Here is a 24,273-nt window from a genome sequence, read left to right on the forward strand (position 1 = left end):
TGGGGTTGGCCGTGGTGGCGAAGCGCACACCGGTTAAGCCATGGGCAAGCGTGCTGGCTGCGACGTCGTGTCGCACCCCGGCGCCGGCATGCGCCGGCCCCAGCCGGTAAACTGGCCGCTTTCCCGCATTCCCACGCACTGCACATGACCACCCGCGTCCTCACCGGCATCACCACCTCGGGCACGCCGCACCTTGGCAACTACGTCGGCGCCGTGCGCCCGGCCGTGGCCGCCAGCCGCGCCGCGGACACGGAGAGCTTCTACTTCCTGGCCGACCTGCACAGCCTGATCAAGGCGCAGGACCCGGTGCGCACGCAGCGCTCCACGCTGGAAATCGCGGCGACCTGGCTGGCCTGCGGCCTGGAGCCGGACAAGGTGTGGTTCTACCGCCAGAGCGACGTGCCGGAGATCACCGAGCTGACCTGGTTCCTGACCTGCGTGGCGGGCAAGGGCATCCTCAACCGCGCGCACGCGTACAAGGCGGCGGTGGACAAGAACAATGCCGATGGCGAAGACCCGGATGCGGGCGTCAGTGCGGGGCTCTTCATGTACCCGGTGCTGATGGCCGCGGACATCCTGATCTTCAACGCGCACCAGGTGCCGGTGGGACGCGATCAGATCCAGCACATCGAGATGGCGCGCGATTTTGGCCAGCGCTTCAACCACGTCTACGGCAAGGAGTACTTCACCCTGCCGGAAGCGCTGATCGACGACAACGTGGCGACGCTGCCCGGGCTCGACGGCCGCAAGATGAGCAAGAGCTACAACAACACCATTCCGCTGTTCGTGCCGCGGGACGAGCTGAAGAAGCTGGTGTTCTCCATCCTGACCGACTCACGCGGTCCGGGCGAGCCGAAAGACACGGAAGGCTCGGCGCTGTTCCAGCTGTACCAGGCCTTCGCCAGCCCGGAGGAGACGCGCGCGTTCGCGCAGCAGTTCGCCGGCGGCATCGGCTGGGGCGATGCGAAGCAGCAGCTGTTCGAGCGCATCGATGCGGAAATCGCGCCGCTGCGCGAGAAGTACGACGCGCTGATGGCGAAGCCCGCCGACATCGAGGCGATCCTGCGCGATGGCGCGCGTCGCCTGCGCGAACGCTATGCGACGCCGCTGCTGGCCGAACTGCGCCATGCGGTTGGCCTGCGCGACCTGTCGCAGATGCCGGTGGTGGAAGCGAAGGTCGCGCCATCGAAAGTCGCACTGCCGGCATTCAAGCAGTACCGCGATACCGATGGCCGGTTCTACTTCAAGCTGGCGGATGCGGACGGCAACGTGCTGCTGCAGAGCAACGGCTTCGACTCGCCCAAGGATGCCGGCAGGCTGATCGGCGTGCTGAAGCAGGCCGATCAGGCCGACGCGATGGAAACGCCGGAGATCGTGCTGCAGGTGCCGGTCGCCGACGTGCTCGCGGCGCTGGCCGCGTTGCGGGCGGCGGAGGCCTGACGCCATGCCGTATCTTGCGGTGATCCTGTTCCTGCCGTGGTTCATGCTGCTGGGCTCGCTGTACTGGCTGTTCCCGCGCCAGCCGCGCACTGCGCGCCGGAAAGGCTTCGATCTGGCGGTGCTGGCGGTGGCATTCGTGTTGAGCTTCGTCGGCATGCAGTGGGGCTATGCGCTGGGCGCCGCCGATGTCGGCACCGGCGCGATCTGGAAGCAGGTGCTGGCCACGCTGGTGGCGTATGGCGCGTTCCTGTTCGTGCTGACGCTGGCGGTGCCGCTGCGCGGCTGGTGGCTGTCGCGCGGCTGAGGCCGCGCGCGGATGGAGCGTTCCACCAAAGGCGGGTCGTACACCCGCGATACGGGGACTAGAATCGGGTCAACCGTCTCCACACAGGTACGCGGATGAGCCTGCATGGCATCCACACCATCGACACCGCGTTCCATCGCGACCACTTCGACGCCGCCTATCTGGTCGTCGAGGAGGGCCGCGGCGCCTTCATCGACTGCGGCACCAACCATTCGGTCCCGCGCCTGCTGGATGCAGTCCGGGCGGTGGGGCTGACGCCTGCCGACATCGAGTTCGTCATCGTCACCCATGTGCACCTGGACCACGCCGGTGGCACGGGCCTGCTCCTGCAGCAGTTGCCCAACGCCACGGTGATCGCGCATCCGCGTGCCGCGCCGCACCTCATCTATCCGGCCAGGCTGGTCGAGGGTGCCACGGCGGTCTACGGCGAAGAGGAAATACAGCGCAGCTATGGCACCGTCCAGCCGGTGCCGAAAGAGCGCGTGCGCATCGCCGCCGATGGTGAGGCGATGATGCTCGCAGAGCGTCCGTTGCTGTGCGTCGACACGCCGGGCCATGCGCGCCACCACCATTGCATCTGGGACGCGCGCAGCCGCTGCTGGTTCACCGGCGACACATTCGGCCTGTCCTACCGCGAACTGGACGGGCCGGCCGGTGCCTTCATCCTGCCCACCAGTACGCCGGTGCAGTTCGAGCCTGCGGCGTTGAAAGCCAGCATCGCGCGGATGGTCGCGTACGGACCCGAGGGCATGTACCTGACGCACTATGGCCGCGTCGGCGACGTGCCACGCCTGGCGCAGGCGCTGTACGAACAGATCGACGCGATGGTGGCGATCGCCGAAGCCTGCGAAGGGCGCGCGGATCGCCATCGCTGCATCGCCGCCGGCCTGTCAGCGCTGTACCTCGAACGTGCGCATGGCCTGCAGGTGCCGCTTGCGGACGAGGAGGTGTTGCGCCTGCTCGAGATGGACATCGAACTCAACGCGCAGGGACTGGGCGTGTGGCTGGATCGTGGACGGCCGTAGAAAGCGCACGCCAGTACCGGATCGATACCTGTGGAGCGACGTCAGTCGCGATCAAGCCGTCCGGATGCTGTATCGCGACTGACGTCGCTCCCACATCCATCCTTTAGACTCGCCACGCCCGTCAAACGAAGCCGCGATACCCATGAAACGTTCCCTCCACTTGCTGCTCCTGTCGCTTGGCTTGACGCCCGCCTTCGCCGCCGACATTCCCGGTGGCGGGATCAGCGCCGACAACCTGTCGCGCCATGTGCGCGTGCTCGCCTCGGCTGAATTCGAAGGCCGCGCGCCGGCGACGCCCGGCGAGGAGAAGACCGTCGCGTATGTGGTCGATGAGCTGAAGAAGGCCGGTGTGCAACCGGGTGGCGAGCAGGGTGGATGGACGCAGGCCGTGCCGCTGATACGCGCGCAGGTCGAGGGTCCGGTCACCGCGACGCTGAAGATCGGAGGCGCAAGCCAGGCGCTGTCCAACGGCGACGACCTCGTCCTGCAGAGCCTGAACCCTGTTGACCGCGTCGGCATCGTCGATGCGCCGCTGGTGTTCGTCGGCTACGGCATCACGGCGCCCGAGCGCGGCTGGGACGACTACAAGGGCGCGGACCTGAAGGGCAAGGTCGCTGTGGTGCTGGTCAACGATCCGGATTTCGAAACGGACTCGCCCGGCGCGTTCGATGGCCGGGCGGTGACCTATTACGGCCGCTGGACCTACAAGTACGAAGAGCTCGCGCGGCAGGGCGCGGCCGGTGTGCTGATCGTCCACGAAACCGCCCCGGCCGCCTATGGTTGGGCGACGGTGCGGGCGTCCGGCTTGTCGCCGGTGTTCGACATTCCGCGTGACGATGCGGCGACGTACCACACGCTGCTGCGCGGCTGGATGCAGCGCGACCTGGCGGTGTCGCTGTTCGAGCGCGCGGGGCTGGATTTCGAGGTGGAGAAGCGCCGTGCGCAGACATCGGCGTTCGCGCCGGTCGCACTCGGCGATGCCACGCTTTCCGCGTCCTTTGCGGTAAAGCGGGACCAGGTGGTGACACGCAACGTCATCGGTCGCCTGGCGGGCGCGGAGCGGCCGGACGAGACGGTCATCTACTCAGCGCACTGGGATGCCTTCGGCATCGGTGAGCCGGATGCCTCGGGCGATGCGGTCCGCCACGGCGCCGTCGACAATGCGACCGGCGTCGCCGCGGTGATCGAACTGGCGCGCGTGTTCGCCGCCGGTCCCCGTCCGCAGCGCACCCTGCTGTTCATGGCGCTGACCGCCGAGGAAAAGGGGCTGCAGGGCGCGACCTATTACGCCGCGAATCCGCTGGCGCCGCTGGAGAAGACGGCCGCGGTGCTGAACATCGAAATGCTCAGTCCCGATGGTCCCAACCGCGACATCGCCTCATGGGGCAATGGCCGCGTCTCGCTCGAGGGCGACCTGAAGCGCGTCGCGGAGGCACACGGGCGCACCTATTCGCCTGATCCGAACCTCGAAGCGGGCTTCTTCTACCGTGCCGACCATTTCGCCTTCGCGCGCGCGGGCGTGCCGGCGATCACGGTGGGCGCCGGACTGGACCGCATCGACGGCGGCGTGGCCCGCGGGAAGTCGCTGCGCGATGCGTACTTCGCCAGGTGCTACCACCAGCCCTGCGATGCGTGGACGTCGTCGTGGGAGGCAGACGGTCAGGCGCAGGATGTGGCGCTGCTGTACGCGCTGGGCCGCGACATCGCGGATGGACGCGCATGGCCGCGTTGGCTGAACGGTTCAGAATTCAAGACCGTGCGCGAACGCAGCGAGACTGAACGGAAATAGCGGCGCTGGCGCACGCCGTTCATGTGATTCGCTGCGCTATGCTGCGCGTCCTTTCGCACCACCGGAACGCTTGTGGCTCCTCTTCATGTACTGGTCTACCAGAGCCAGGCCACGCGTCCGATGGACGCCGACGATCTCGACCAGCTGCTGCTGGATGCGCGCGTTGCGAACGAACTGGCGGAGGTGACCGGCGCACTGCTGTACGGCGGCCAGCGCTTCTTCCAGTACCTGGAAGGCACGCGCGCCGATGTCGAACAGATCTACGCGCGCATCGCGCGCGCCAGCCAGCACCATCGTCTCGAAATCCTCGAGCAGGGACGCGTGGACAAGCGCGTGTTCCAGCGCTGGCACATGGGGTTCGCCCATGCCCCACAGACCCTGGTGCAGCAGCTCAGCCAGGCGCAATGGCGCCGTGAGATTCCGTGGCTGGAGGACGAGTCCGCCGCCTCGTCCGGTTTGACCCGCCTGTTGGCATTCTGGAAAGAGGATGCCGTGCCCACGCCTTGACGCCGGTCAGGGCCAGCGGTTCGGCCTCGCACGTCCACTGTCCTCGTTCATCGGCACCACGCAGAAGCGGTGTCCTGTCGGCGCTTCCATCACCCACCAGCGGTTGCGCACGTGCTGCACGCGCTTCGCGCCGAGTGCTTCCAGGCGCACGACTTCGGCTTCGATGTCGTCGGTCTCGATGTCCAGGTGCACGCGGGCCTCGTGCTTCACCTTCTGCACTTCGATGTGCAGGCCGCCGGGGCCGGGTTCGAACTTGTCGTAGATCCCCAGGCCGCCGTCATCGGGGTCCGTGACCTTCAACCCCAGGGCGGCGCTCCAGAACGCGGAGGCGGCTGGCAGGTCGTCGACCTGGCTGTCGATGATGAAACCGGCGAGACGGCTGCGGTGGGTCATGGCGGACTCCGGATGAAGGACGACGGCGTCATCCTGCCACCGTTCGCGGTCAGGCGTCGTCGCAGACCGGGGTGCCGAACTGCAACAGGTAGCCGTTGTTGTCGTGGATCGCGAATTCGCGCATGCCGTAGGCGAAGGTCTCCGGCGTGTAGCAGACGCGCGCGTGGTCGCGCACGGCATCCCACAGCGCATCGACGTCGGCGACCTCCAGGTACAGCGAGCCGGTGAACGCCGGCGCGGTGTCGCCTTCGTGGTCGTTGGGCGCAGACAGCATCAGCTCGGCGCTGTCGCGACGCAATGCCAGCCAGCCGTGTTCCGGTGCGCCCGACGCCAGCTCGAAGCCCAGCACGTCGCGGTAGAACGCGAGCGTGCCGGGCAGGTCCGGCGTACGCAGCATCGGCGTGAGCCGGCGGAAGGTCATGCCGGCAGGGCGAGGTCGTCGATCAGGGCCTTGAGGAAACGCGCGGCCTCGCCGCCCGTGCAGGCGCGGTGGTCGAACGTCACCGACAGCGGGATGACCTTGTGCGATTCGAAGCCGCCCATGACCGGCGTGACCTGGTGGCGCGCGCGGCCCGCGGCGACGATCGCGACGCATGGCGGCACCACGACGGGCGTGGCGTAGCGGCCGGCGAACATGCCGAAGTTGGACAGCGAGATCGTGTAGCCGGTCAGTTCCGACGGCGGGATGCTGCGGTCTTCCACCTGCACGCGCAGGCGGTTGATGCTCTCGCGCACGCTGCCGGCGTCCAGCAGGTCGGCATTGCGCAGCGCCGGCACGAACAGGCCATCGTCGGTATCCACCGCGATGCCGATATCCACCTGGGGATGCAGCGTACGCGTCAGCTTGTCGCCGTCGAACCAGGCATTCATCGCCGGTACCGTCTTGCACGCACGCACGATGGCGCGGACGAGGCGGCCGGTCATGTCGTTGCCCGGCGTCCACGCATGGATGTCGGCGTCGTCGCTCAGCGTGGTCGGCACGACCTTGGCGTGGGCCTCGGCCATCACCCGCGCCATGTTCCGGCGCACGCCCTTCAGTTGTTCCGGCTGGCCGCTGACGGACACGCCCGGCGGCTGCGTGCGCATCGGCTTGCCGCTGGCGGACAGCGTGGTGCGCTGATCTTCCCTTCTCCCCTCGGGAGAAGGTGCCCGAAGAGCCTGCCCCGTACTCGATACGGGGGCGGATGAGGGTTCGGTGCGAGCACGAGCAATCGCATGCTGCGCACCCTCTCCCCCGACCCCTCTCCCGGTGGGAGCGGGGAGCAGAGTAGAACCGTCTGCGGCCGCCTGCTTCACGTCCTGCATCGTCACCGCGCCGTCGGCACCGGTCGCGCGGACGCGCGACAGGTCCACACCCAGTTTCTTCGCCATCGCGCGCACGGCCGGCATCGCCTTGACGCCGCCGACGGCGACGGCCTGTTCGGTATGCACGGCGTTGGACGACTGCATCGCGCCGACGACGGTGCCGGCATCGGCCTCGGCAGCCGTGGGAGCGACGTCAGTCGCGATCGAGGGAGCATCGGATGTCGGATTCGCGACTGACGTCGCTCCCACCGCCGGCTTAGGCGGTCCGTGGTGATGGCCGGTGTCCTGGCCTTCCGCGCGCTGCGGCAGGCTGGCATCGGGTTCGAACACCGCCAACATGCTGCCGGTCACGACGATGTCGCCGGCCGCGCCGGCCAGCTTCACCACCTTGCCGGAAACGGGCGAGGGCACTTCGACGACGGCCTTCGCCGTCTCCATCGATACCAGCGGTTCGTCCAGCCGGATCACGTCGCCTTCCTTGACGAACCACTCGACGATGGTGGCGTCCGGGAGGCCTTCGCCCAGGTCGGGAAGGTGGAAGGTCTTGCTCTCGCTCATTCGGATGTCTCTTCGGAAGTCGTTTCGTTGATCGGTTGCAGGTCGCGCGCCGGCAGCCAGCCACTGCGGCCGTCCGCGTGCGTGCACCACCACCAGTCGCCCAGTTCGTGCTCGAGCGTGACGGTGTCGTTCGCCTGCACGTCCAGTTCCTGCGCGGAATAGTCGCGCAAGGCCACGGCGTGGCCGTCGCCGTTCGGCTGCAGCCAGTCCACCGGCGCCCAGCCGGCGTTGCCGTCGGCGGTGGTGGTCCAGGCGAATGCCGGCCACTCGGTGTCGCGTGCGCCCAGCGCGACCACGTCGCCGCGCGCGAACCGGATGGGGTTCGTGTACTGCGTGCGGTAGTCGCGGAGGGCGCGGGCCCGCATCAGCCCGCCGCCATCGCCCGCTTCGCCGCGGCGACGATCTTGTCGACGCTGGGCAGGTACTTCATTTCCAGGCGGAACAGCGGGATGTGCGTGTCGTAGCCGGTGACGCGCTCGACCGGTGCCAGCAGGTCGTACATCGAGTGCTCGGCCAGGCGCGCGGCGATCTCGGCGCCGAAGCCGGCGGTGCGCGGCGCTTCGTGCACGATCACGCAGCGGCCGGTCTTGGCGACGGATTCGGCGATGGTGTCGAAGTCGAGCGGACGCAGCGTGGCGACATCGATGACTTCCGCGCTGATGCCTTCGCCGGCCAGCTTGTCGGCGGCTTCCAGCGCTTCCTTCACCTGCGCGCCCCAGGTCACCAGGGTCACGTCGGTGCCGTCGCGCAGCACGAAGCACACGTCCAGCGGCAGCGCTTCGCCGTCGTCGGCGACCACTTCCTTGTACTGGCGGTAGATGCGCTTCGGTTCCATGTAGATGACCGGATCCGGGTCGCGGATCGCCGCCAGCAGCAGACCGTAGGCGCGCTGCGGCGAGGACGGCATCACCACGCGCAGGCCGGGCACGTTGGTGAAGATGGCCTCGTTGGCTTCGCTGTGGTGCTCCGGCGCGCGGATACCGCCGCCCCACGGCACGCGCAGCACCATCGGGCAGTGCAGGCGGCCGCGCGTACGCGTGCGGAGGCGTGCGGCGTGGCAGATGATGTGGTCGACCATCGGGTAGACGAAGCCGTCGAACTGCGCTTCGGCGACCGGCTTCATGCCCTGCGCGGCCAGGCCGATGGTCAGGCCGGCGATGGTGGTCTCGTCCAGCGGCGTGTCCAGCACGCGCTCGGGACCGAACTTCTGCTGCAGGCCGGCGGTGGCGCGGAACACGCCGCCGTTCACGCCGACGTCCTCGCCCAGCACCAGCACGGCATCGTCGTGCGCGATCTCCCAAGCCAGCGCCTGGGTGATGGCTTCGATCAGGGTGATCGCGGCCGGGGTCGCCGCAGTGTCCGGTTTCGCGACTGACGTCGCTCCCACAGGCTTGTTCTCGGGCTTCATGACGGTGCTCATGGGCGGTTCTCCGCGGCGATCGCTGCAGCGCGCTGCTGCAACAGTTCCGGCGGCGGATCGGCGTACAGGTAGTCGAACATCGCTTCGACCGGCTGCACCGGCGTGTTGAGGTAGGCGTTGACCTCTTCGTCCACGCGCGCGCCGCATTCCTCCTTCCACGCGGCTTCGTCGGCCTCGCTCCACGCACCCTGGGCGGTCAGCCAGGTGCGCAGGCGTGTCATCGGCTCGCGTTCCCAGCCGGCTTTCACTTCGGCGTCGTCGCGGTAGCGGCGGGCGTCGTCGGCGGTGGTGTGGTCGGACAGTCGGTAGGTGACGAATTCGATCACCGTGCCGCCCTGGCCCTTGCGGGCGCGCTCGCTGGCGCGGCGCATACCTTCCAGCACGGCGATCAGGTCGTTGCCATCGACTTGCAGACAGTGCAAGCCGCCGGCCAGACCCTTCTGCGCCAGCGTCTGCGCACCGGTCTGCGCACTGCGCGGCACCGAAATGGCCCAGCCGTTGTTGATCACGCCCAGCACCAGCGGCAGTTCGTAGGCGCCGGCGGAGTTCAGCGCGGCGTAGAAGTCGGTCTTCGACGAGCCACCGTCGCCGCAGGTCGCCACCGCGATGTGGTCCTGCTTGCGCAGCTTGAACGACAGCGCGGCGCCGGCAGCGTGCAGGCACTGGGTGGAGATCGGCACGCAGAACGGGAAATCATTGCGGGCGTCGCTGCTGCGGTCGTAGTCGCTGCCGCGCTCGTCGCCGCCCCAGTACATCAGCACGTCGCGCGGCTTCACGCCACGCATGAACATGGCGCCGTACTCGCGATAGCTGGGGGCATACACGTCGCCGGCGCGCATCGAGGCGCCGATGCCGACGTGGGTGGCCTCATGGCCCAGGCAGGCGGCGTACGTGCCCAGCTTGCCGGTGCGCTGCAGCGCAATGGCCTTGGTATCGAAGGTGCGGACGAACAGCATCTGCTTGAACAGCTCGCGCAGGCGGGCGACGTCGCGCCCGGCGTCGGGAAGGTCGTCGCGCACCAGGGTGCCGTCGGGCCCGAGGTACTGCAGGTATTCGATGGTGAAGCTTGCGGCGGTGGTCATCTGGACGGTGTTCTCGTCGGCCGGCGGAATTGGTTTCAAATGTAATTTTAGGGACGGAGCGTCCGGCAGCCTTCGTGCAATGCAGCAAGACGAGGGCGAATGGCGTGCGTCGCCGGGCGAAAACGGTGCGGAAACAGGCGGTTGCCGGATGTCGTTCGGTGTCAGTCCGCCTGCCGCTCGGGTGGGCTGGACGTGTCGTGCGTCCCATCATGCGCGAACGGCGCCTCCGGAACGACAAGGGGCGCGGTTGCCCGCGCCCCTGTCGACCCCACGATGTCGCGAAAGTTCAGCGGATGCGCTGGACGAGCTTGTCGTGGTTGTTGTCCGCGTTCGGGTCCGGCGTGTCGCTGCTCACCGTGGCTTCGAACTCGAACGAGGTGCCGCGCTTCGGCTTGCCGGGCACGACCATCGCGAAGGCCAGCGTCTGCACGCCCTTGGCCATGGCGCCGCGACGGGTGCACTCGGCCTTCGACCCGTCGATCGTGTCCTGCACGCGCGTGCAGGACCAGCCGCTCGGTGCGGCGACCGCGGCGTAGCGCGCCTCGACATTCGTGGACAGCACCACCTTGACCTGCTCGGCGGTGTCCGGACCGGCATTGCGGACCGGTACCAGCACGGTGGCGATGGTGTTGCGCAGCAGCGGCAGCGCACCGCCGGCCAGCTTCACCGACAGGTCGGCCTTGCGGGTCGGCAGCGCGGCGATGGCCACGGAGACCGAGGCCACGTTGTCGCCGTTCGCCGGGTCGAGCACGGTGGAGTTGGCCGACACGCCCAGGCCCAGCGCGGTACCGGAGGCACTGGCCGGGACGATGGCGTCGATGGCGAACGTCGCGTCGCTGCCGACGGCCAGCGACGGCACGGTGCAGGCGACGCGGGTCGTACCGCCGGTGACTTCCGCGGCGGCGCAGCTCCAGCCCGCGGGCAGCGTGGCCAGCGACGGCGACAGTTCGGCCGAGAACACGAAAGCGAACGCGGCCGGCGAAGCGGCACCCGGGCCGGCATTGCGCACCGTGGCGGTGTAACGCACGGTCTCGCCGACGTTGGCGGTGGCGCGGTCGGCCGACACCGTGGCCGACAGGTCGGCGCGGGCGAACGAGGGCACGCGGATGGTCAGGCGCACCGGGTCGTGGTCGGACGAACGGATCGCCAGCGATGCGTCGCCGAAGTTGTCCGTACCGAAGTCCGCGTTGATGCGCGCATGGTCCACGCGCAGCGCGGCGTCCATCACCAGCGACTCGTTGACCAGCACGTGGTCCAGCGTCTGCGCATTGCCCTCGAACGAATACGAGTAGCGCTGCGCCGGGTCGGCGATCAGCTGCGAACCGTCCACCAGCGGCGTGGTCAGCGGGCTGGCCATGTACGTCAGCACCTGGTCTTCCGGTGCCGCTTCGCCCTTGATGATGCCGAGCACGTCGACGTAGCCGTCGTTGAACTCGAACGCGTTGAAGTCGCCGACCAGCACGATCTTCTCGTCCGGGTTCGCCTGCTGCATCTCCTGCACCAGCTGCGCCAGGTAGACCGCCTGCGCGCCGCGCTTGACCCGCACGCGCTCGCCGCCGGTGGCCCAGCCGCTGCTGCCGGGCAGGGTGTCGTTGATGTCGTTGAGCGAACGCAGGTGGTTGACGATGACCGTCAGCGGATAGCTCGACGTCGCATCCTGGTGCACGCGGGCGCGCAGGCGCAGCGGCGGACGGTCGTTGAGCAGGCTGGTGGTGCCGTTCGGATTGGCGATGGTGGTTTCCTTGCCGAACTGCGCGACATCCAGCACTTCGACGCGGGCCGTGCCGCCGGCGATCTGGCGAGCGCTCACCAGGAAGCCGACGTTGATGCCGCCCACGTCGTTGCCCGGCTGCAGGTACGGGACATAGCCCGGACGCGCGGCGCAGGTGGCGTCGATGCGCTCGGACAGCAGCTGCAGCACGCGCAGGTTCTCCACTTCCACCGCACCCACGATGTCCGGGGCCTTGAGGTAGTCGCAGATCGCCAGCGCCGCCTTGGACAGGCGCTTGTCCAGCGCGGCCGGCGTCAGCGTCACGGCGCCGTTGCTGTCGTTAACCTCGTCGAACAGGCGCAGCAGGTTGAAGCTGCCGATGGTGACTTCGTCGTAGCTGGCGTCGTTGACGGCTTCCGGCAGGCGGCCGCCGGTCACGGTCGGCGGCGTACCGACGTCGGGCAGCACGGCCCAGGTGCCGGCGAAGTAGTCGAGCACGCCGATCAGGCCTGCGACCTCGGCACCGGTGTCGACCGACAGCGGCACCGCGCCCACCTGGCCACGGCTGCGCACCATCAGGCGTTCCTGGTTGGTGTCGAAGCGCGGCGGGTTCTTGCCGGCGGGCAGGGTGATGGCATCCATCACGGCGATGCCGGGCTCGCGGAACGGACGCGCGACGCCGGGCAGGGCGACGTGGAACACGCCGTCGCTGCTGGCGGTGGCATTGGCTTCGCTGAGGCTGCCACCGGATGGCGCGATGACCACCGACTGCGCCACGCTGACGCGCATGCCTTCGAAGCGTTCCAGCGTGCCGGGCAGGGCGTCGGGGCCCAGCTCGGCGGCGGTCAGTTCGATCGCGGCAGGCAGGGCGACGCCGGTGTCCAGCACCTCGACCGTCGGGGTGACGATCTCGGTGATCGCCAACTGGTGCGGGTTGGACGAGGGCGTGTATTCCTCGACCGTGCCGGTCACGCGCACGCGGGTGCCGACGGCGGCGGTGGCCGGCGGTGCGCTGCTGGTGAACACGAACACGGCGTCGGACGTGGCCGGGTCGCCGTCATCGTTGGCGGCCTGCAGGAAGAAGCCGTTGTTGAACTTGATCGCGGTGACGATGCCTTCGGTCACCACGCGCTTGCCGTTATACGGCGACAGCAGCCCGCTACCCTGGATCTGCGCGATGGTCAGGGCCACCGGCGGATCGGGCGGTTCCGGTGGCTCGGCACCGCTGTTGCGCGGGTTCGGCGCACCAACCGCGAAGTCGGCGCCGTTGTTGTCGGTGTCGATGCTGCCATCGCCGCCCCGCAGCGCGGCGGTGGTGTTGCTGAGCGTGCCGGTCGGCGCGCTGCCTTCGAAGCAGGTGGCGGTGCTGCCGAAGCCGACGAAGTCGACCACATTGGCATCGGCAGTCGGGCAGGCGCCGGTCAGCGCGGTGGTGCTGCGGCTCAGCGCGACCTTGCCGGCCGTACCGCTCATCGCGATGGTGCCCACGGCATCCGGGGCGGGCAGGTCGACCGTGCCGCCGGTCCCCTGCGCCTGCTGGACCAGGTAGAAGCCGCCGGCCGGGATGCTGCCGGTGAGGGGGGTGCGTCCGCTCCAGGTGGTGCCGGCCGCGGAGGTGTACTGCACGCTCCAGCCGGTCAGGTCCACCGCGGTGGGTCCGTTGTTGCGCAGCTCGATGAAGTCGCTCTTCAGCGTGGCGCCGCTGTTGCCGCCGCCACCGTAGACCTGGCTGATGACCACCTGTGCCTGCACCGACGAGGCGGCGAAGAGCAAGGCGAAAGACGCGAGCACGGCCGCAACGCGGCCCCGTGGCATTTCCATGTAACGGGTTCTCCCTCAGTGGATTGGACGCCGCCCCCCGTCGGAGGCGATGCCACCCCCGGCCGACGCAATGTAACCAAAGCGTGGGCTACACGCATTTCATACCCGTGACATAAGTGCCCGTTTTTGTTCGTCTTGTCCGGGCGGCCGTCCGCCATCGGTTACGCTGGCGCCCCCGCTGCCCCGTGGCGCCCCGGTTGATCGACGGATGGCCGTAGAGAAGAACGAACGCCCGCTGGAAGCGGGCATCCACACCGACCTGTCGGGCCGCCTGAGCTACGGCGGCTACCTGCAGCTGGACCGCCTGCTGTCGGCGCAGCATCCGGTGTCGGACCCGCCGCACCACGACGAGATGCTCTTCATCGTCCAGCACCAGGTGTCGGAGCTGTGGATGAAGCTGATGATCCACGAACTGCGTGCGGCGACCGGCTTCCTGCAGCGCGACCAGGTCTGGCAGTGCCGCAAGGTGCTGGCGCGCGCCAAGCAGGTGCTGCGCCAGCTGACCGAGCAGTGGTCGGTGCTGGAGACGCTGACGCCGTCCGAGTACATGGGCTTCCGCGACCTGTTGGGCCCATCGTCCGGTTTCCAGTCGCTGCAGTACCGCACCATCGAGTTCCTGCTGGGCAACAAGAACGCGGCGATGCTGAAGGTGTTCTCGCACGATCCGGAAGGCCATGCCGGCCTGGAAGCCGTGCTGGATGCGCCCAGCCTGTACGACGAGTTCCTGATGTACCTCGCGCGCTGGGGCCACGCGATCCCGGCGCAGCACCTGCAGCGCGACTGGCGCCAGTCGCATGCGGCGGATGCCGCGTTGCTGCCGGTGTTCGAGGCGATCTACGAAGACACCGACCGCTACTGGCGCGAGTACTCGCTGTGCGAGGACCTGGTGGACCTGGAAAGCCAGTTCCAGCTGTGGCGTTTCCGCCACATGCGCACGGTGATGCGCATCATCGGCTTCAAGCGCGGCACCGGCGGGTCGAGCGGCGTCGGCTTCCTGCGACAGGCGCTGGAGCTGACGTTCTTCCCCGAACTGTTCGACGTACGCACCTCGATCGGGCCCGGTCGCTGACCCCGGAATGCACGTGCCGGTGCTGCTGCCGTGGACGTCCGCAGTACTGGGCGTGTCGCTGCTGGCGGTCGCCGCTACCCGGCTGCCCTGGCACAAGCTGAGGGACGATGAAGAAGCGCAGCGCGTACTCGGCATCGCGACCATGGCGCTGCTGCTTCTGCGCATCTTCAACACGCATGGCCTGGCGGGCGTGCAGCTGAATTTCATCGGTGCGATGGTCGCGGTGCTGATGTTCGGGCCGGCGTTCGCGCTGTGGGCGCTGGCGGTGGTGTCGCTGGTGGCATGGCCGTTCGGCTACGTCTGGCTGGGTCCGGGCCCGGACTTCCTCGCCACGGCCGTCGTGCCGGTCGCGCTGGGCTGGGCGTGGTCGCGCTGGTGCGAGCGCAGGTTGCCGCCGAACCTGTTCACTTACGTACTGGTGCAGGGTTTCGTGGGCGGTGCGCTGGCGATCGCGGTGTGCAACCTCGCCAAGTACCTGGTCGCCGTGTGGTTGGACATGCCGGGCGCGTCCTTCTACCTGCTCGCCACGCCGTTGATGATGTTCGGCGAAGCCTTCCTGTGCGGCGGCGTCATGGCGCTGGTCGTGGTCTACCGGCCGCAGTGGTGCAGCACGTTCGACGACGCGCGCTACCTCCGGCCGCACTGAGCGTTGAGGCCGGGCTGGTAGCATGCGGAGGAACCCCTTGAAGGAACCTGCCGCACGATGACCGACGTCCGTCCGGAGAACGCCCCGCGCAGCCTCGCCACCCGCCTGCTGGACCTGGTCGAACGGACCGGCAACCGGTTGCCCGATCCGGCCGTGCTGTTCCTGATCCTGATGGTGCTGGTGTGGGGGGTGTCCTGGTGGTTGTCGGGGGTGTCGTTCGAAGCCATCGATCCGCGCTCCGGCCAGCCCATCGAGGTGGCGAACCAACTCGCGGGCACGTCCTTGACCGGGTTCATGGCGGGGCTGGTGCGGACGTTCGTCAACTTCCCGCCATTGGGCGTGGTGCTGGTGGCGATGCTGGGGCTGGGCGTGGCCGAGCACACCGGCTTCATCAATGCGGTGCTGCGCAAGATCCTGTCGGTCACGCCGCGCACGCTGCTGACGCCGATGCTGATCCTGGTCGGCATCCTCAGCCATGTGGCCGTGGATGCGGGCTACGTACTGGTGATTCCGCTGGGCGCGGTGATCTTCTATGCCGCCGGGCGGCATCCGCTCGCCGGCATCGCGGCCGCGTTCGCGGGCGTGTCGGGCGGTTTCTCCGCCACCGTGGGCATCCCGTCCTCGCTCGATCCGATGCTCGCCGGCCTGACCCAGACCGCAGCGCAGGTGGTCGCGCCGACGCTGGAGATCAATCCACTCAACAATTTCTACTTCACCTCCGCGTCCACGCTGCTGATCGTGCTGGTGGGCTGGTTCCTGACCGACCGCGTGATCGAACCGCGCCTGCGTGGCACGCCGGTGGATGGCGACCCGGCCGGTCTGCCGCAGATGGAAGCGGTGGCGCGCGCGGAGAACCGCGGCCTGGCCTGGGCGCTGGGGGCGATGGTGGTGGCGGTGGCGCTGTTCGGATGGAGCCTGGCCGGCGACGATTCGCCGTGGCGCGCAGCGGCCGAGCAGGTGCCGCCGCAGACGCACCCCTTGCTGGCGCCCGCCGCGCCGCTGATGCAGTCCATCGTGGCGCTGATCTTCGTGTTCTTCCTGCTGCCCGGCATCGTCTACGGTTACGCGGCCGGCACGGTCAAGACGCACCGGGACATCATCCAGGGCATGGCCAAGGCGATGAGCGGGATGGGTTACTACATCGTCATGGCGTTCTTCTGCGCGCAGTTCATCGCCGCGTTCGGCAACTCGAACCTGGGCGCACTGGTGGCGGTGGAGGGCGCGGACCTGCTGCGTTCGCTGGGACTGCCGATGGGCATCACGCTGGCCGGCATCATCGTGCTCACCGGTTCGGTGAACCTGCTGATCGGCTCGGCCTCGGCCAAGTGGGGGCTGATCGGTCCGATCCTGGTGCCCATGCTGATGCAGCTGGGCGTGTCGCCCGACTTGACCCAGGCCGCCTATCGGGTGGGCGATTCGACCACCAACATCATCACGCCCCTGATGCCGTACTTCCCGCTGATCGTCGTCTACTGCCGGCGCTATGTCACCGGCACGGGCATCGGTACGCTGATCGCCATGATGCTGCCGTACTCGCTGGCCCTGCTGGGCACGTGGACCCTGTTCCTGCTGGGCTACTGGGCGCTGGGACTGCCGCTGGGCGTGGGCGCGAGCTACGAGTACGCGCCGGCCTGAGCGGGCCATGCGCAAAGAAAATCCTTTCTCCTGCAACCACTTGGCTCCCTGAACAGCGGGACCTGGGTCTGGACGCCATTGCGGGCCGGTTTGACGCCCGCTGCCCGCGTCGGTAATCCTCGCGCGTCCCGTGCCTGCGGCACGGACGATTGAAGTCCTGAACCACTTTAGAAGGGGGAGCCCGCATGAGCGGAGCCGTCGAATCACCAACGCCGGAACGGATACCGGAATTCAAGCAGGTCCTGGGTCATCCGCGTCCGCTGTGGATGCTCTTCATGTCGGAGTTCTGGGAGCGCTTCGCGTTCTACGGCATCCGCTGGGCGATGGTGCTGTACATCGTGGCGCAGTTCCACGGTGGCAACGCGGCCGGCGAAAAGCCCGCCAGCGAGATGTATGGCGCCTACCTGGCGCTGGTGTATGCCGGTGCGATCTTCGGCGGTTACGTGGCCGACAAGCTGATCGGCTTCCAGCGCTCGATCCTGCTCGGCGCGGTGTTCATGGCGCTGGGCCTGTTCCTGCTGGCTTCGCCGACCGAGCCGCTGTTCAAGCTGGGCTTGGCCACGATCATCGTCGGCAACGGCCTGTTCAAGCCGATCATCTCCACCATGGTCGGCAAGCTGTATTTCCAGGGCGATGCGCGCCGCGATGCCGGCTTCACCATCTTCTACATGGGCATCAACATCGGCGCGATGATCGCCCCGGTGATCACCGGCTGGCTGGCGCGCAAGGTCTTCGGCACCAATGAAGACCCGCATTACCAGTGGGTGTTCATTTCGGCGGGCATCGGCATGATCGCCAGCCTGATCTGGTTCTGGGTCGGTCGCAGCCAGCTCAAGGGCATCGGCCTGCCGGCGCCCGGCCAGGAAGGCCTGGGCCGCGTTGGCCTGGTGGCTGTGCTCGGCCTGGTGGTCGGCATCCCGCTGTTCTACTTCCTGCTGACCATCGATGCGAGCGCGCTGCAGGCGATCCTGATGGCGCTGTTCGTCGTGCCGGCGGTGATGCTGCTGGTCGAAGGCGCCCGCAACGGCAAGGTCGCGCGCGACATGGTCGTGGCGATGCTGATCATCTTCGTGTTCAACGTGCTGTTCTGGATGTTCTTCGAGCAGGCGGGCAGCTCGTTCACCTTCCTCGCCGACAAGATCGTCAACCGCGATTTCGGCGACTGGGTGTTCCCGCTGGAGTGGTTCCAGTCGGTGAACTCGATCGCCATCATCACGCTGGCCCCGGTCATGGCGTGGATGTGGGTGCGGATGGGCAAGAACAATCCGTCGATCCCGCGCAAGTTCGGCTTGGGCCTGATCTTCAACGGCCTGGCCTTCCTGCTGCTGATGATCGCGCTGAACAGCATGGTCGACGGCAACGGCAAGATCCCGTTCTGGACCTTGTTCATGGTCTACGTCATCCAGTCGGTCGGTGAGCTGTGCCTGTCGCCGATCGGCCTGTCGATGACGACCAAGCTGGCGCCTGCGCGTCTGGCCGGCATGGCGATGGGTTGCTGGTTCCTCTCGATCGCGATCGGCAACAACCTGGCCGGCATCTTCGCCGGCAAGGTCAGCGGCGAAGGCGGCATGACCGTGCAGTCGGCGCACGCCGGTTACACGTTCGGCTTCTGGGCACTGGTCGGGTCGGGCGTGCTGCTGTTCCTGGTCGCCCCGCTGGTCAACCGCCTGATGCACGGCGTGAAGTGACGCATTGGCCCGTGCGCAGAGCGCGCGGCTTTGCCAATGCGTCATCCCCGCGAAGGCGGGGATCCAAAGAAAAACGGCGGCCATCGGCCGCCGTTTTTCGTTTGCAGGGATGGAGGGCCTCAGCCCTCGATGCGCTTGACGCCTTCCCCGGCCAGCTTGTCGATCAACCGATCGAGCATCGTGCGTTCCTCCTCGGTCAGCGGCTCCAGCATGCGCTGGTGGTACTCGATGACCATCGGCGCCACCTCGTCGTAGACCCGGAAACCCTCATCGGTCAGCGCCAGCACCGAGCGGCGGCGGTCGTCGCCATGGATCTCGCGCTGGATCAGCGCCCGTTCCAGCAGGCGGGCGACCGCCCGGCTGACCGCCACCTTGTCCATCGCGGTGCGGTTGGCCACCTCGCCGGCGGACAGGCCGGGGAAGCGCCCGAGCACCGCCATGACCCGCCATTCGGTGATGGCCAGCCCGAAACGGCGGTGGTATTCGCGGGAGATCGCGCTGCTGATCCGGTTGGACAGCACGCTCAACCGGTAGGAAAACAGACGGTCGAGGTCGAAATCGGCGTGGATGGGCGGGTTGTCGGGTGGCTGGCTCATTGGTGCGCTGCTACTTGTAGGTGGTTTCGTCTGAAACTATATTGGCGCGTATCCACGCAAGCCTAGCGAGACGTCCCATGAACGCACAACCCAACCTGGGCATGCAGCCCACGACGTTCGACAACCCGATGGGCATCGACGGCTTCGAATTCGTCGAGTTCGCCGCGCCGGCCGGGCAGGCGCACCACCTGCACGACTACTTCCGCAAGCTGGGTTTCGTGCAGGTCGCGCGCCACAGGACGCGCGCCATCAGCACCTACCGCCAGGGCGACTGCACCTTCCTCATCAACGAGGATCCGGACTCCTTCGCTGCGCGCTTCGCCGCCGAGCACGGTCCCAGTGCCTGCGGTTTCGCGATCCGGGTGAAGAAGCTGGCCGAGTGGGCGCGCGTGCAGGCACTGAAGAACGGTGCCGAGTCGTTCGACGCCGCCGACGAACTGACCAAGGCCGTCGCTGCGCCGGTCATCAAGGGCATTGGCGGCTGCATGCTCTACATCGTCGACCGCTACGACGACCGGGGCACCATCCACGATCCGGACTACGAATACCTGCCGGGCGTCGACCTGATGCCGAAAGGCTTCGGCCTGACCTTCATCGACCACCTGACCCACAACCTCTACCACGGCAACATGGCCAAGTGGGCGGACTACTACGAGCGGTTGTTCAACTTCCGCGAGATCCGCTACTTCGACATCAAGGGCGCCAAGACCGGCCTGCTGTCGAAGGCGATGACCGCGCCGGACGGCATGGTGCGCATTCCGCTCAACGAGTCGAGCGATCCGAAGAGCCAGATCAACGAATACCTCGACGCCTACAAGGGCGAGGGCATCCAGCACATCGCCTGCTTCACCGACGACATCTATACGACGGTCGAGCGCATGCGCGAGGCCGGCGTCGAGTTCCTCGATACGCCGGATACCTACTTCGACGTGATCGACCAGCGCATCCCCAACCATGGCGAGGACGTCGCGCGCCTGGCCCGCAACAAGATCCTGATCGACGCCGACGTGGAGACCAAGGAGCGCAAGCTGCTGCAGATCTTCACCCAGAACGCGCTCGGCCCGATCTTCTTCGAGATCATCCAGCGCAAGGGCAACGAAGGCTTCGGCGAAGGCAATTTCCAGGCGCTGTTCGAGAGTATCGAGCGCGACCAGATGAAGCGCGGGGTTCTCTGACGTAGCAAGAGCCCCTCTCCCGACGGGAGAGGGGTTGGGGTGAGGGTACGGTGGCGTCATGGAGATCAAGCCGCCGTTACCCACCACCACGCTCGAGCATTCGCGCCGTCTGCGCAGGATCATGACGGATGCGGAGCTGAAACTCTGGAAAGTTCTGCGTGGGCGAAGACTCGAAGGGCTCAAGTTCCGTCGCCAGCACCCGATTCCGCCTTACGTCGCCGATTTTTGTTGTATCGACAAGAAACTGATCGTCGAACTTGATGGATCGCAGCATACGACGCGGCTTGATGCCGCCAGGACGCGGATCCTGCGATCTCAAGGTTGGACCATCCTGCGCTTCTGGGACCATGATGTATTGCGGGCGACAGAGGCGGTAGTCGAGGTGATCTGGAACACCGTGTGCCGGCCGTACCCTCACCCCAACCCCTCTCCCGAAGGGAGAGGGGCTCAAGCGAGAAGCGAGCGTGACGATGAGTAGCGACAACTACATGACCGGCTTCGGCAACCACTTCGCCAGCGAGGCGATCGCCGGTACGCTGCCGGAGGGCCGCAACTCGCCGCAGCGCGTGGCGCACGGGCTGTATGCGGAACAGCTGAGCGGGACGGCCTTCACCGCGCCGCGCGCGGAGAACCGGCGCAGCTGGCTGTACCGCATCCGTCCGGCGGCGATGCACGGACCGTTCGCGCCGTATGCACAGCACCGGCTGCACAGCGACTTCAGCGCGGGGCCGGTGTCGCCGGACCAGATGCGCTGGTCGCCGCTGCCGATGCCGGAAACCCCGACGGACTTCGTCGACGGTCTGTACACGATGGCGGGTAACGGTTCACCGGATGCGATGCATGGCGTCGGCATCCACCTGTACGCCGCCAACCGGTCGATGCAGGGCCGCTACTTCTACGATGCCGACGGCGAACTGCTGATCGTGCCGCAGCAGGGTAGCCTGCGCATCGCCACCGAGTTCGGCGTGATCGATATCGAGCCGCAGCAGATCGCGGTGATTCCGCGCGGCGTCCGCTTCCTGGTCGAACTGCTGGATGGCGAAGCGCGCGGCTACGTGTGCGAGAACTTCGGCGCGGCGCTGCGCCTGCCGGACCTGGGGCCGATCGGCTCCAACGGCCTGGCCAATCCGCGCGACTTCGAAACGCCGGTCGCGGCGTACGAAGACGTGGAAGGTGCGTTCGAGCTGATCGCCAAGTTCCAGGGCCACCTGTGGCGGGCCGACATCGGCCATTCGCCGCTGGACGTCGTGGGCTGGCACGGCAACTACGCGCCGTACCGCTACGACCTGCGCCGCTTCAACACGATCGGGTCGATCAGCTTCGATCATCCGGATCCGTCGATCTTCCTGGTGCTGACCTCGCCCAGCGACACGCCCGGTGTCGGCAACATGGATTTCGTGATCTTTCCGCCGCGCTGGCTGGTGGCGCAGGACACGTTCCGGCCGCCGTGGTTCCATCGCAACATCGCCAGCGAGTTCATGGGCCTGATCCATGGCGTGTACGACGCCAAGGCCGAAGGCTTCGCGCCGGGCGGCGCCTCGCTGCACAACTGCATGACCGGGCATGGGCCGGATGCGGCGACGTTCGAGAAGGCATCGAACGCCGACCTGTCGAAGCCCGACGTCATCACCGGCACGATGGCCTTCATGTTCGAGACGCGTGCGGTGATCCGGCCCACGCGCCAGGCCGTCGAGGCGGCGCACCGTCAGCGCGACTACCAGGCCTGCTGGGCGGGCTTGCGCAAGCACTTCACGCGTCCCGACTGAGCCGCGGTCAGCGCGCCGCGATGTCCAGCGTCGCGTCGGACACGTCCTGCAACCGGTGGGCCGCATCTTCCGGCAGCGCTTCCAGCAGGCGTTCGCGGATGCGGCCGGCGAGCGTCGTCGCCACGCGTGCTTCGAGGAAACGCAGCGCATCGGCCAGCGCCGCGAGCATCGCATCGTCGTCCAGCCGCGACTGCAGGCGTTCGCGATGGCGGCGTGCGCCATCGTCGCGCTGCAGTTCCAGCATGCCCGTCAGATAGACCCTGGCAGCCACCAGCGAACGTCGTGGTCCGGTTGGCGCCGGCGTAGCGGGCGCCACGATGCGCTCGACGGCGGACCTTGCTTCCGGCCGCGACAACGTCGCGGTCAGGTAGCCATCGTGCATCAGGCGTTGCACCAGCAGCGGTGCATCCTGGCCCAGCAGCCGGACGAGTTCCGCCAGATCGCGCTGCCCGTCGCAGAGGATCAGCGTACGCCGTTCGCGCATGCCGAGCGTGCCGGTATGGACCAGCAGGGTCTGGCGGGCGAGGTCTGTCTTGGTTGGGCGCATGGCGACGGGTCGATCGGGCCGTGCGCAGGCTAGCCGGGTGCGATGAAGTGCCGATGACAGCGCTTCATCGCGGCGACTTAACGCGCCACCGCTAGGATTCATGTTTGTGCACTGGAGAGAGCCCCCCATGAAGTCCATGCTGCCGATCGTGATGGTCGTCACCCTCTTGTCCGCCTGTCAGCGCGAAGAGGCCGCTGCGCCGACGGCGGAGCCGCAGACCACCGCGACCAGCACGCCGATGGCGGAAGCGCCTGCCCCCGCACCTGCGGTCGACGATACGGCGGCGCCCGCCGGACCGGTCAGCCAGGCAAGCTTCCTCGGCTACGGCGACATGAAGCTGGGCAGCACGGTCGACGAAGCGCGCGCGGCGTGGGGTGGCGAGCTCAACGGTGCGCCTATGGAAGGCACCACGTGCCACTACCTGTGGCCGAAGTGGATCAGCAAGCCCGCCGAGTTCGCCTTTATGATGGAAGAGGGCAAGTTCGTCCGTTACGACGTGGGCACCGACAAGGAGACCGCGCCCGGCGGCGGCAAGGTTGGCATGAGCGTCGACGAGGTGCAGAAGCTCTACGGCGGTGCGCTGAAGGCCTCGCCGCACAAGTACACCGAAGGCGGCCAGTACCTGACCATCGACGCTGGCGACGTGGCACCGACCACCAAGCTGGTCTTCGAGGCCGATGCCGCGGGCAAAGTGACCTCGTGGCGCGTGGGCCTGTCGCCGCAGGTCGAGTACGTAGAAGGCTGCTCCTGACCGGCGGCGCCCGGCTGGCCGCTCCGGCGGGCCGGGCATAGAATCGCCGCAGACTCGACGGGGAGTACGGCGATGGCGGAAGCCTGGGGTTATTTCGCATTGGGCCTGGTGCTGCTGGCGCTGGGTGGGGATTCCATCGTCAAGGGCGCATCCGGCCTGGCCCAGCGTCTCGGCGCGTCGCCGTTCGTGGCTGGCCTGCTGCTGATCGCCTTCGGTACCTCGCTGCCGGAACTGGCGGTCAATGCGCGCGCCGCATGGGTGGGCTCGCAGGAACTCGCGCTCGGCAACGCGGTGGGCAGCAACGTCGTCAACCTCGGTTTGACGCTCGGCGTCGCTGCGCTGGTCGCGCCGGTGCTGGTCCGCTTGCGCGTGCTGTCGCCGCTGCTGGTGCTGCTGGCGCTCGCCACGCTGGCGCTGATCGTGTTCGGCCTGGACGGCGTGGTCAGCCGTACCGAGGGCGGCGTGCTGCTGCTGGGTTTCGTGGCGTCGCTGGTGTTCCTGCTGGCGCGCGCATCGCGCGAGCAGGTCGCGGTGCGGACAGAGATCGAGACGTATGCCCGCACCAGCACCGTGCTGTGGATGAACCTGCTGCGCTTCGCCGTGGCCGCCGCGCTGCTCTATTACGGTGCCCGCTTCGTGGTGCAGGGCGCACCGGTGATCGGCGCGCACTGGGGCCTGTCGCCGCTGCTGACCGGCCTGCTGCCGGTGGCGATCGGTACCGCGCTGCCGGAGATCGCCGCCGCCGCGATGGCGGCGCGGCGCGGGCAGGGGGACATGGTCGCCGGCCATGTCATCGGCTCCAGCCTGTTCAACCTGCTGGTGGTGGTCGGCGGGATGGCAGCCTTCCGACCGCTGGCGCTGCCGGAATCGTTCGTGCGGCTCGAACTGCCTGCAGCGATCGCTTTCGTGCTGGTGCTGTACCCGATGCTGCGCGGCGACCTGCGCATCAGCCGCGTCGAGGGCGGCATCCTGCTCGCCGCCTTCGTCGGCTGGGTGGTCCTGGAGATCGCGCTGCTCGCCTGACCTGAACAGTGGGTCAGGCATG

Annotated in this window: 23 protein-coding genes; 14 read left to right on the forward strand and 9 right to left on the reverse strand. The window is 67.8% G+C overall.

All coding sequences use genetic code 11. The features are described 5' to 3' along the window. Positions 1 to 144: 144 nt before the first annotated feature. The 5 genes from ACGHX3_RS03105 (at position 145) to ACGHX3_RS03125 (ending at position 5,065) form a co-directional block, all read left to right on the forward strand. Complete coding sequence (locus ACGHX3_RS03105) at positions 145 to 1,440, forward strand: tryptophan--tRNA ligase (protein ID WP_394696369.1); 1,296 nt, start codon at positions 145 to 147, stop codon at positions 1,438 to 1,440. A gap of 4 nt (positions 1,441 to 1,444) precedes the next feature. Next, entirely contained in the window at positions 1,445 to 1,744 is a 300-nt protein-coding gene (locus ACGHX3_RS03110) for a hypothetical protein (RefSeq protein WP_394696370.1), read from the forward strand. Between the two features lie 95 nt (positions 1,745 to 1,839). After that, positions 1,840 to 2,769: an MBL fold metallo-hydrolase gene (locus tag ACGHX3_RS03115; protein ID WP_394696371.1), complete on the forward strand. Its 930-nt coding sequence runs from the start codon at positions 1,840 to 1,842 to the stop codon at positions 2,767 to 2,769. Positions 2,770 to 2,911: 142 nt separating this feature from the next. Beyond that, entirely contained in the window at positions 2,912 to 4,558 is a 1,647-nt protein-coding gene (locus tag ACGHX3_RS03120) for a M28 family metallopeptidase (RefSeq protein ID WP_394696372.1), read from the forward strand. Positions 4,559 to 4,630: 72 nt separating this feature from the next. Next, complete coding sequence (locus ACGHX3_RS03125) at positions 4,631 to 5,065, forward strand: BLUF domain-containing protein (RefSeq protein ID WP_162337044.1); 435 nt, start codon at positions 4,631 to 4,633, stop codon at positions 5,063 to 5,065. Positions 5,066 to 5,071: 6 nt separating this feature from the next. On the opposite strand, the gene ACGHX3_RS03130 is transcribed toward ACGHX3_RS03125, so the two are convergent. The 7 genes from ACGHX3_RS03130 to ACGHX3_RS03160 all read right to left on the reverse strand — a co-directional run bounded on the left by ACGHX3_RS03130 (position 5,072) and on the right by ACGHX3_RS03160 (position 13,355). Beyond that, positions 5,072 to 5,458 (reverse strand): VOC family protein, encoded by a 387-nt coding sequence (locus tag ACGHX3_RS03130; protein WP_162337043.1) that lies wholly within the window; start codon positions 5,456 to 5,458, stop codon positions 5,072 to 5,074. 49 nt (positions 5,459 to 5,507) lie between these two features. Beyond that, the gene (locus ACGHX3_RS03135; protein WP_394696373.1) at positions 5,508 to 5,879 is read right to left on the reverse strand and encodes a bleomycin resistance protein; all 372 of its coding nucleotides are present in this window, start codon (positions 5,877 to 5,879) and stop codon (positions 5,508 to 5,510) included. After that, positions 5,876 to 7,321, reverse strand: a complete 1,446-nt coding sequence (locus tag ACGHX3_RS03140; protein WP_394696374.1) for a dihydrolipoamide acetyltransferase family protein — start codon at positions 7,319 to 7,321, stop codon at positions 5,876 to 5,878. The genes ACGHX3_RS03135 and ACGHX3_RS03140 overlap by 4 nt, the downstream gene beginning before the upstream one ends. Then, positions 7,318 to 7,686, reverse strand: a complete 369-nt coding sequence (locus ACGHX3_RS03145) for an SH3 domain-containing protein (protein ID WP_394696375.1) — start codon at positions 7,684 to 7,686, stop codon at positions 7,318 to 7,320. The genes ACGHX3_RS03140 and ACGHX3_RS03145 overlap by 4 nt, the downstream gene beginning before the upstream one ends. Beyond that, the gene (locus ACGHX3_RS03150) at positions 7,686 to 8,729 is read right to left on the reverse strand and encodes an alpha-ketoacid dehydrogenase subunit beta (RefSeq protein ID WP_394697225.1); all 1,044 of its coding nucleotides are present in this window, start codon (positions 8,727 to 8,729) and stop codon (positions 7,686 to 7,688) included. Before ACGHX3_RS03150 ends, ACGHX3_RS03145 begins: the two co-directional genes overlap by 1 nt. An 8-nt stretch (positions 8,730 to 8,737) precedes the next feature. Next, on the reverse strand, positions 8,738 to 9,823 hold the full coding sequence (gene pdhA, locus ACGHX3_RS03155) for a pyruvate dehydrogenase (acetyl-transferring) E1 component subunit alpha (RefSeq protein ID WP_394696376.1): 1,086 nt from the start codon (positions 9,821 to 9,823) through the stop codon (positions 8,738 to 8,740). 286 nt (positions 9,824 to 10,109) lie between these two features. Further along, positions 10,110 to 13,355, reverse strand: coding sequence for a lamin tail domain-containing protein (locus ACGHX3_RS03160; RefSeq protein WP_394696377.1), 3,246 nt, complete (start codon positions 13,353 to 13,355; stop codon positions 10,110 to 10,112). Positions 13,356 to 13,563: 208 nt separating this feature from the next. On the opposite strand from ACGHX3_RS03160, the gene ACGHX3_RS03165 reads away from it, so the two are divergent. From ACGHX3_RS03165 to ACGHX3_RS03180, 4 genes are all read left to right on the forward strand, one after another. Beyond that, positions 13,564 to 14,424 (forward strand): tryptophan 2,3-dioxygenase, encoded by an 861-nt coding sequence (locus tag ACGHX3_RS03165; RefSeq protein WP_394696378.1) that lies wholly within the window; start codon positions 13,564 to 13,566, stop codon positions 14,422 to 14,424. Between the two features lie 13 nt (positions 14,425 to 14,437). Then, entirely contained in the window at positions 14,438 to 15,070 is a 633-nt protein-coding gene (locus tag ACGHX3_RS03170) for an energy-coupling factor ABC transporter permease (RefSeq protein WP_394696379.1), read from the forward strand. Between the two features lie 57 nt (positions 15,071 to 15,127). After that, a complete protein-coding gene (locus ACGHX3_RS03175) occupies positions 15,128 to 16,705 on the forward strand; it encodes an AbgT family transporter (protein ID WP_394696380.1) in 1,578 nt (525 codons plus the stop codon). A gap of 185 nt (positions 16,706 to 16,890) precedes the next feature. Next, positions 16,891 to 18,393, forward strand: a complete 1,503-nt coding sequence (locus ACGHX3_RS03180; RefSeq protein ID WP_162337033.1) for a peptide MFS transporter — start codon at positions 16,891 to 16,893, stop codon at positions 18,391 to 18,393. A 119-nt stretch (positions 18,394 to 18,512) separates the two neighbouring features. On the opposite strand, the gene ACGHX3_RS03185 is transcribed toward ACGHX3_RS03180, so the two are convergent. Next, positions 18,513 to 18,989: a MarR family winged helix-turn-helix transcriptional regulator gene (locus ACGHX3_RS03185; RefSeq protein WP_394696381.1), complete on the reverse strand. Its 477-nt coding sequence runs from the start codon at positions 18,987 to 18,989 to the stop codon at positions 18,513 to 18,515. 77 nt (positions 18,990 to 19,066) lie between these two features. On the opposite strand from ACGHX3_RS03185, the gene hppD reads away from it, so the two are divergent. The 3 genes from hppD to hmgA are packed head-to-tail and all read left to right on the forward strand — an operon-like array spanning position 19,067 to position 21,930. Next, positions 19,067 to 20,164, forward strand: a complete 1,098-nt coding sequence (gene hppD, locus ACGHX3_RS03190; RefSeq protein WP_394696382.1) for a 4-hydroxyphenylpyruvate dioxygenase — start codon at positions 19,067 to 19,069, stop codon at positions 20,162 to 20,164. Positions 20,165 to 20,222: 58 nt separating this feature from the next. After that, positions 20,223 to 20,642 (forward strand): endonuclease domain-containing protein, encoded by a 420-nt coding sequence (locus tag ACGHX3_RS03195; protein WP_394696383.1) that lies wholly within the window; start codon positions 20,223 to 20,225, stop codon positions 20,640 to 20,642. Beyond that, entirely contained in the window at positions 20,635 to 21,930 is a 1,296-nt protein-coding gene (gene hmgA, locus ACGHX3_RS03200) for a homogentisate 1,2-dioxygenase (protein ID WP_394697226.1), read from the forward strand. Before ACGHX3_RS03195 ends, hmgA begins: the two co-directional genes overlap by 8 nt. A gap of 7 nt (positions 21,931 to 21,937) precedes the next feature. On the opposite strand, the gene ACGHX3_RS03205 is transcribed toward hmgA, so the two are convergent. Beyond that, positions 21,938 to 22,477: a hypothetical protein gene (locus tag ACGHX3_RS03205; RefSeq protein WP_202924128.1), complete on the reverse strand. Its 540-nt coding sequence runs from the start codon at positions 22,475 to 22,477 to the stop codon at positions 21,938 to 21,940. A gap of 127 nt (positions 22,478 to 22,604) precedes the next feature. Between ACGHX3_RS03205 and ACGHX3_RS03210 the strand changes: the two genes are divergently transcribed. Further along, on the forward strand, positions 22,605 to 23,228 hold the full coding sequence (locus tag ACGHX3_RS03210; RefSeq protein ID WP_238391174.1) for a lectin: 624 nt from the start codon (positions 22,605 to 22,607) through the stop codon (positions 23,226 to 23,228). A 72-nt stretch (positions 23,229 to 23,300) separates the two neighbouring features. Then, positions 23,301 to 24,251 carry a calcium/sodium antiporter gene (locus ACGHX3_RS03215; RefSeq protein ID WP_394696384.1) on the forward strand — a complete coding sequence of 317 codons (951 nt, stop codon included), beginning with the start codon at positions 23,301 to 23,303 and terminating at the stop codon, positions 24,249 to 24,251. Positions 24,252 to 24,273: the final 22 nt, after the last annotated feature.

The organism is Pseudoxanthomonas japonensis (assembly GCF_043632995.1).
Classification (GTDB): domain Bacteria; phylum Pseudomonadota; class Gammaproteobacteria; order Xanthomonadales; family Xanthomonadaceae; genus Pseudoxanthomonas_A; species Pseudoxanthomonas_A japonensis.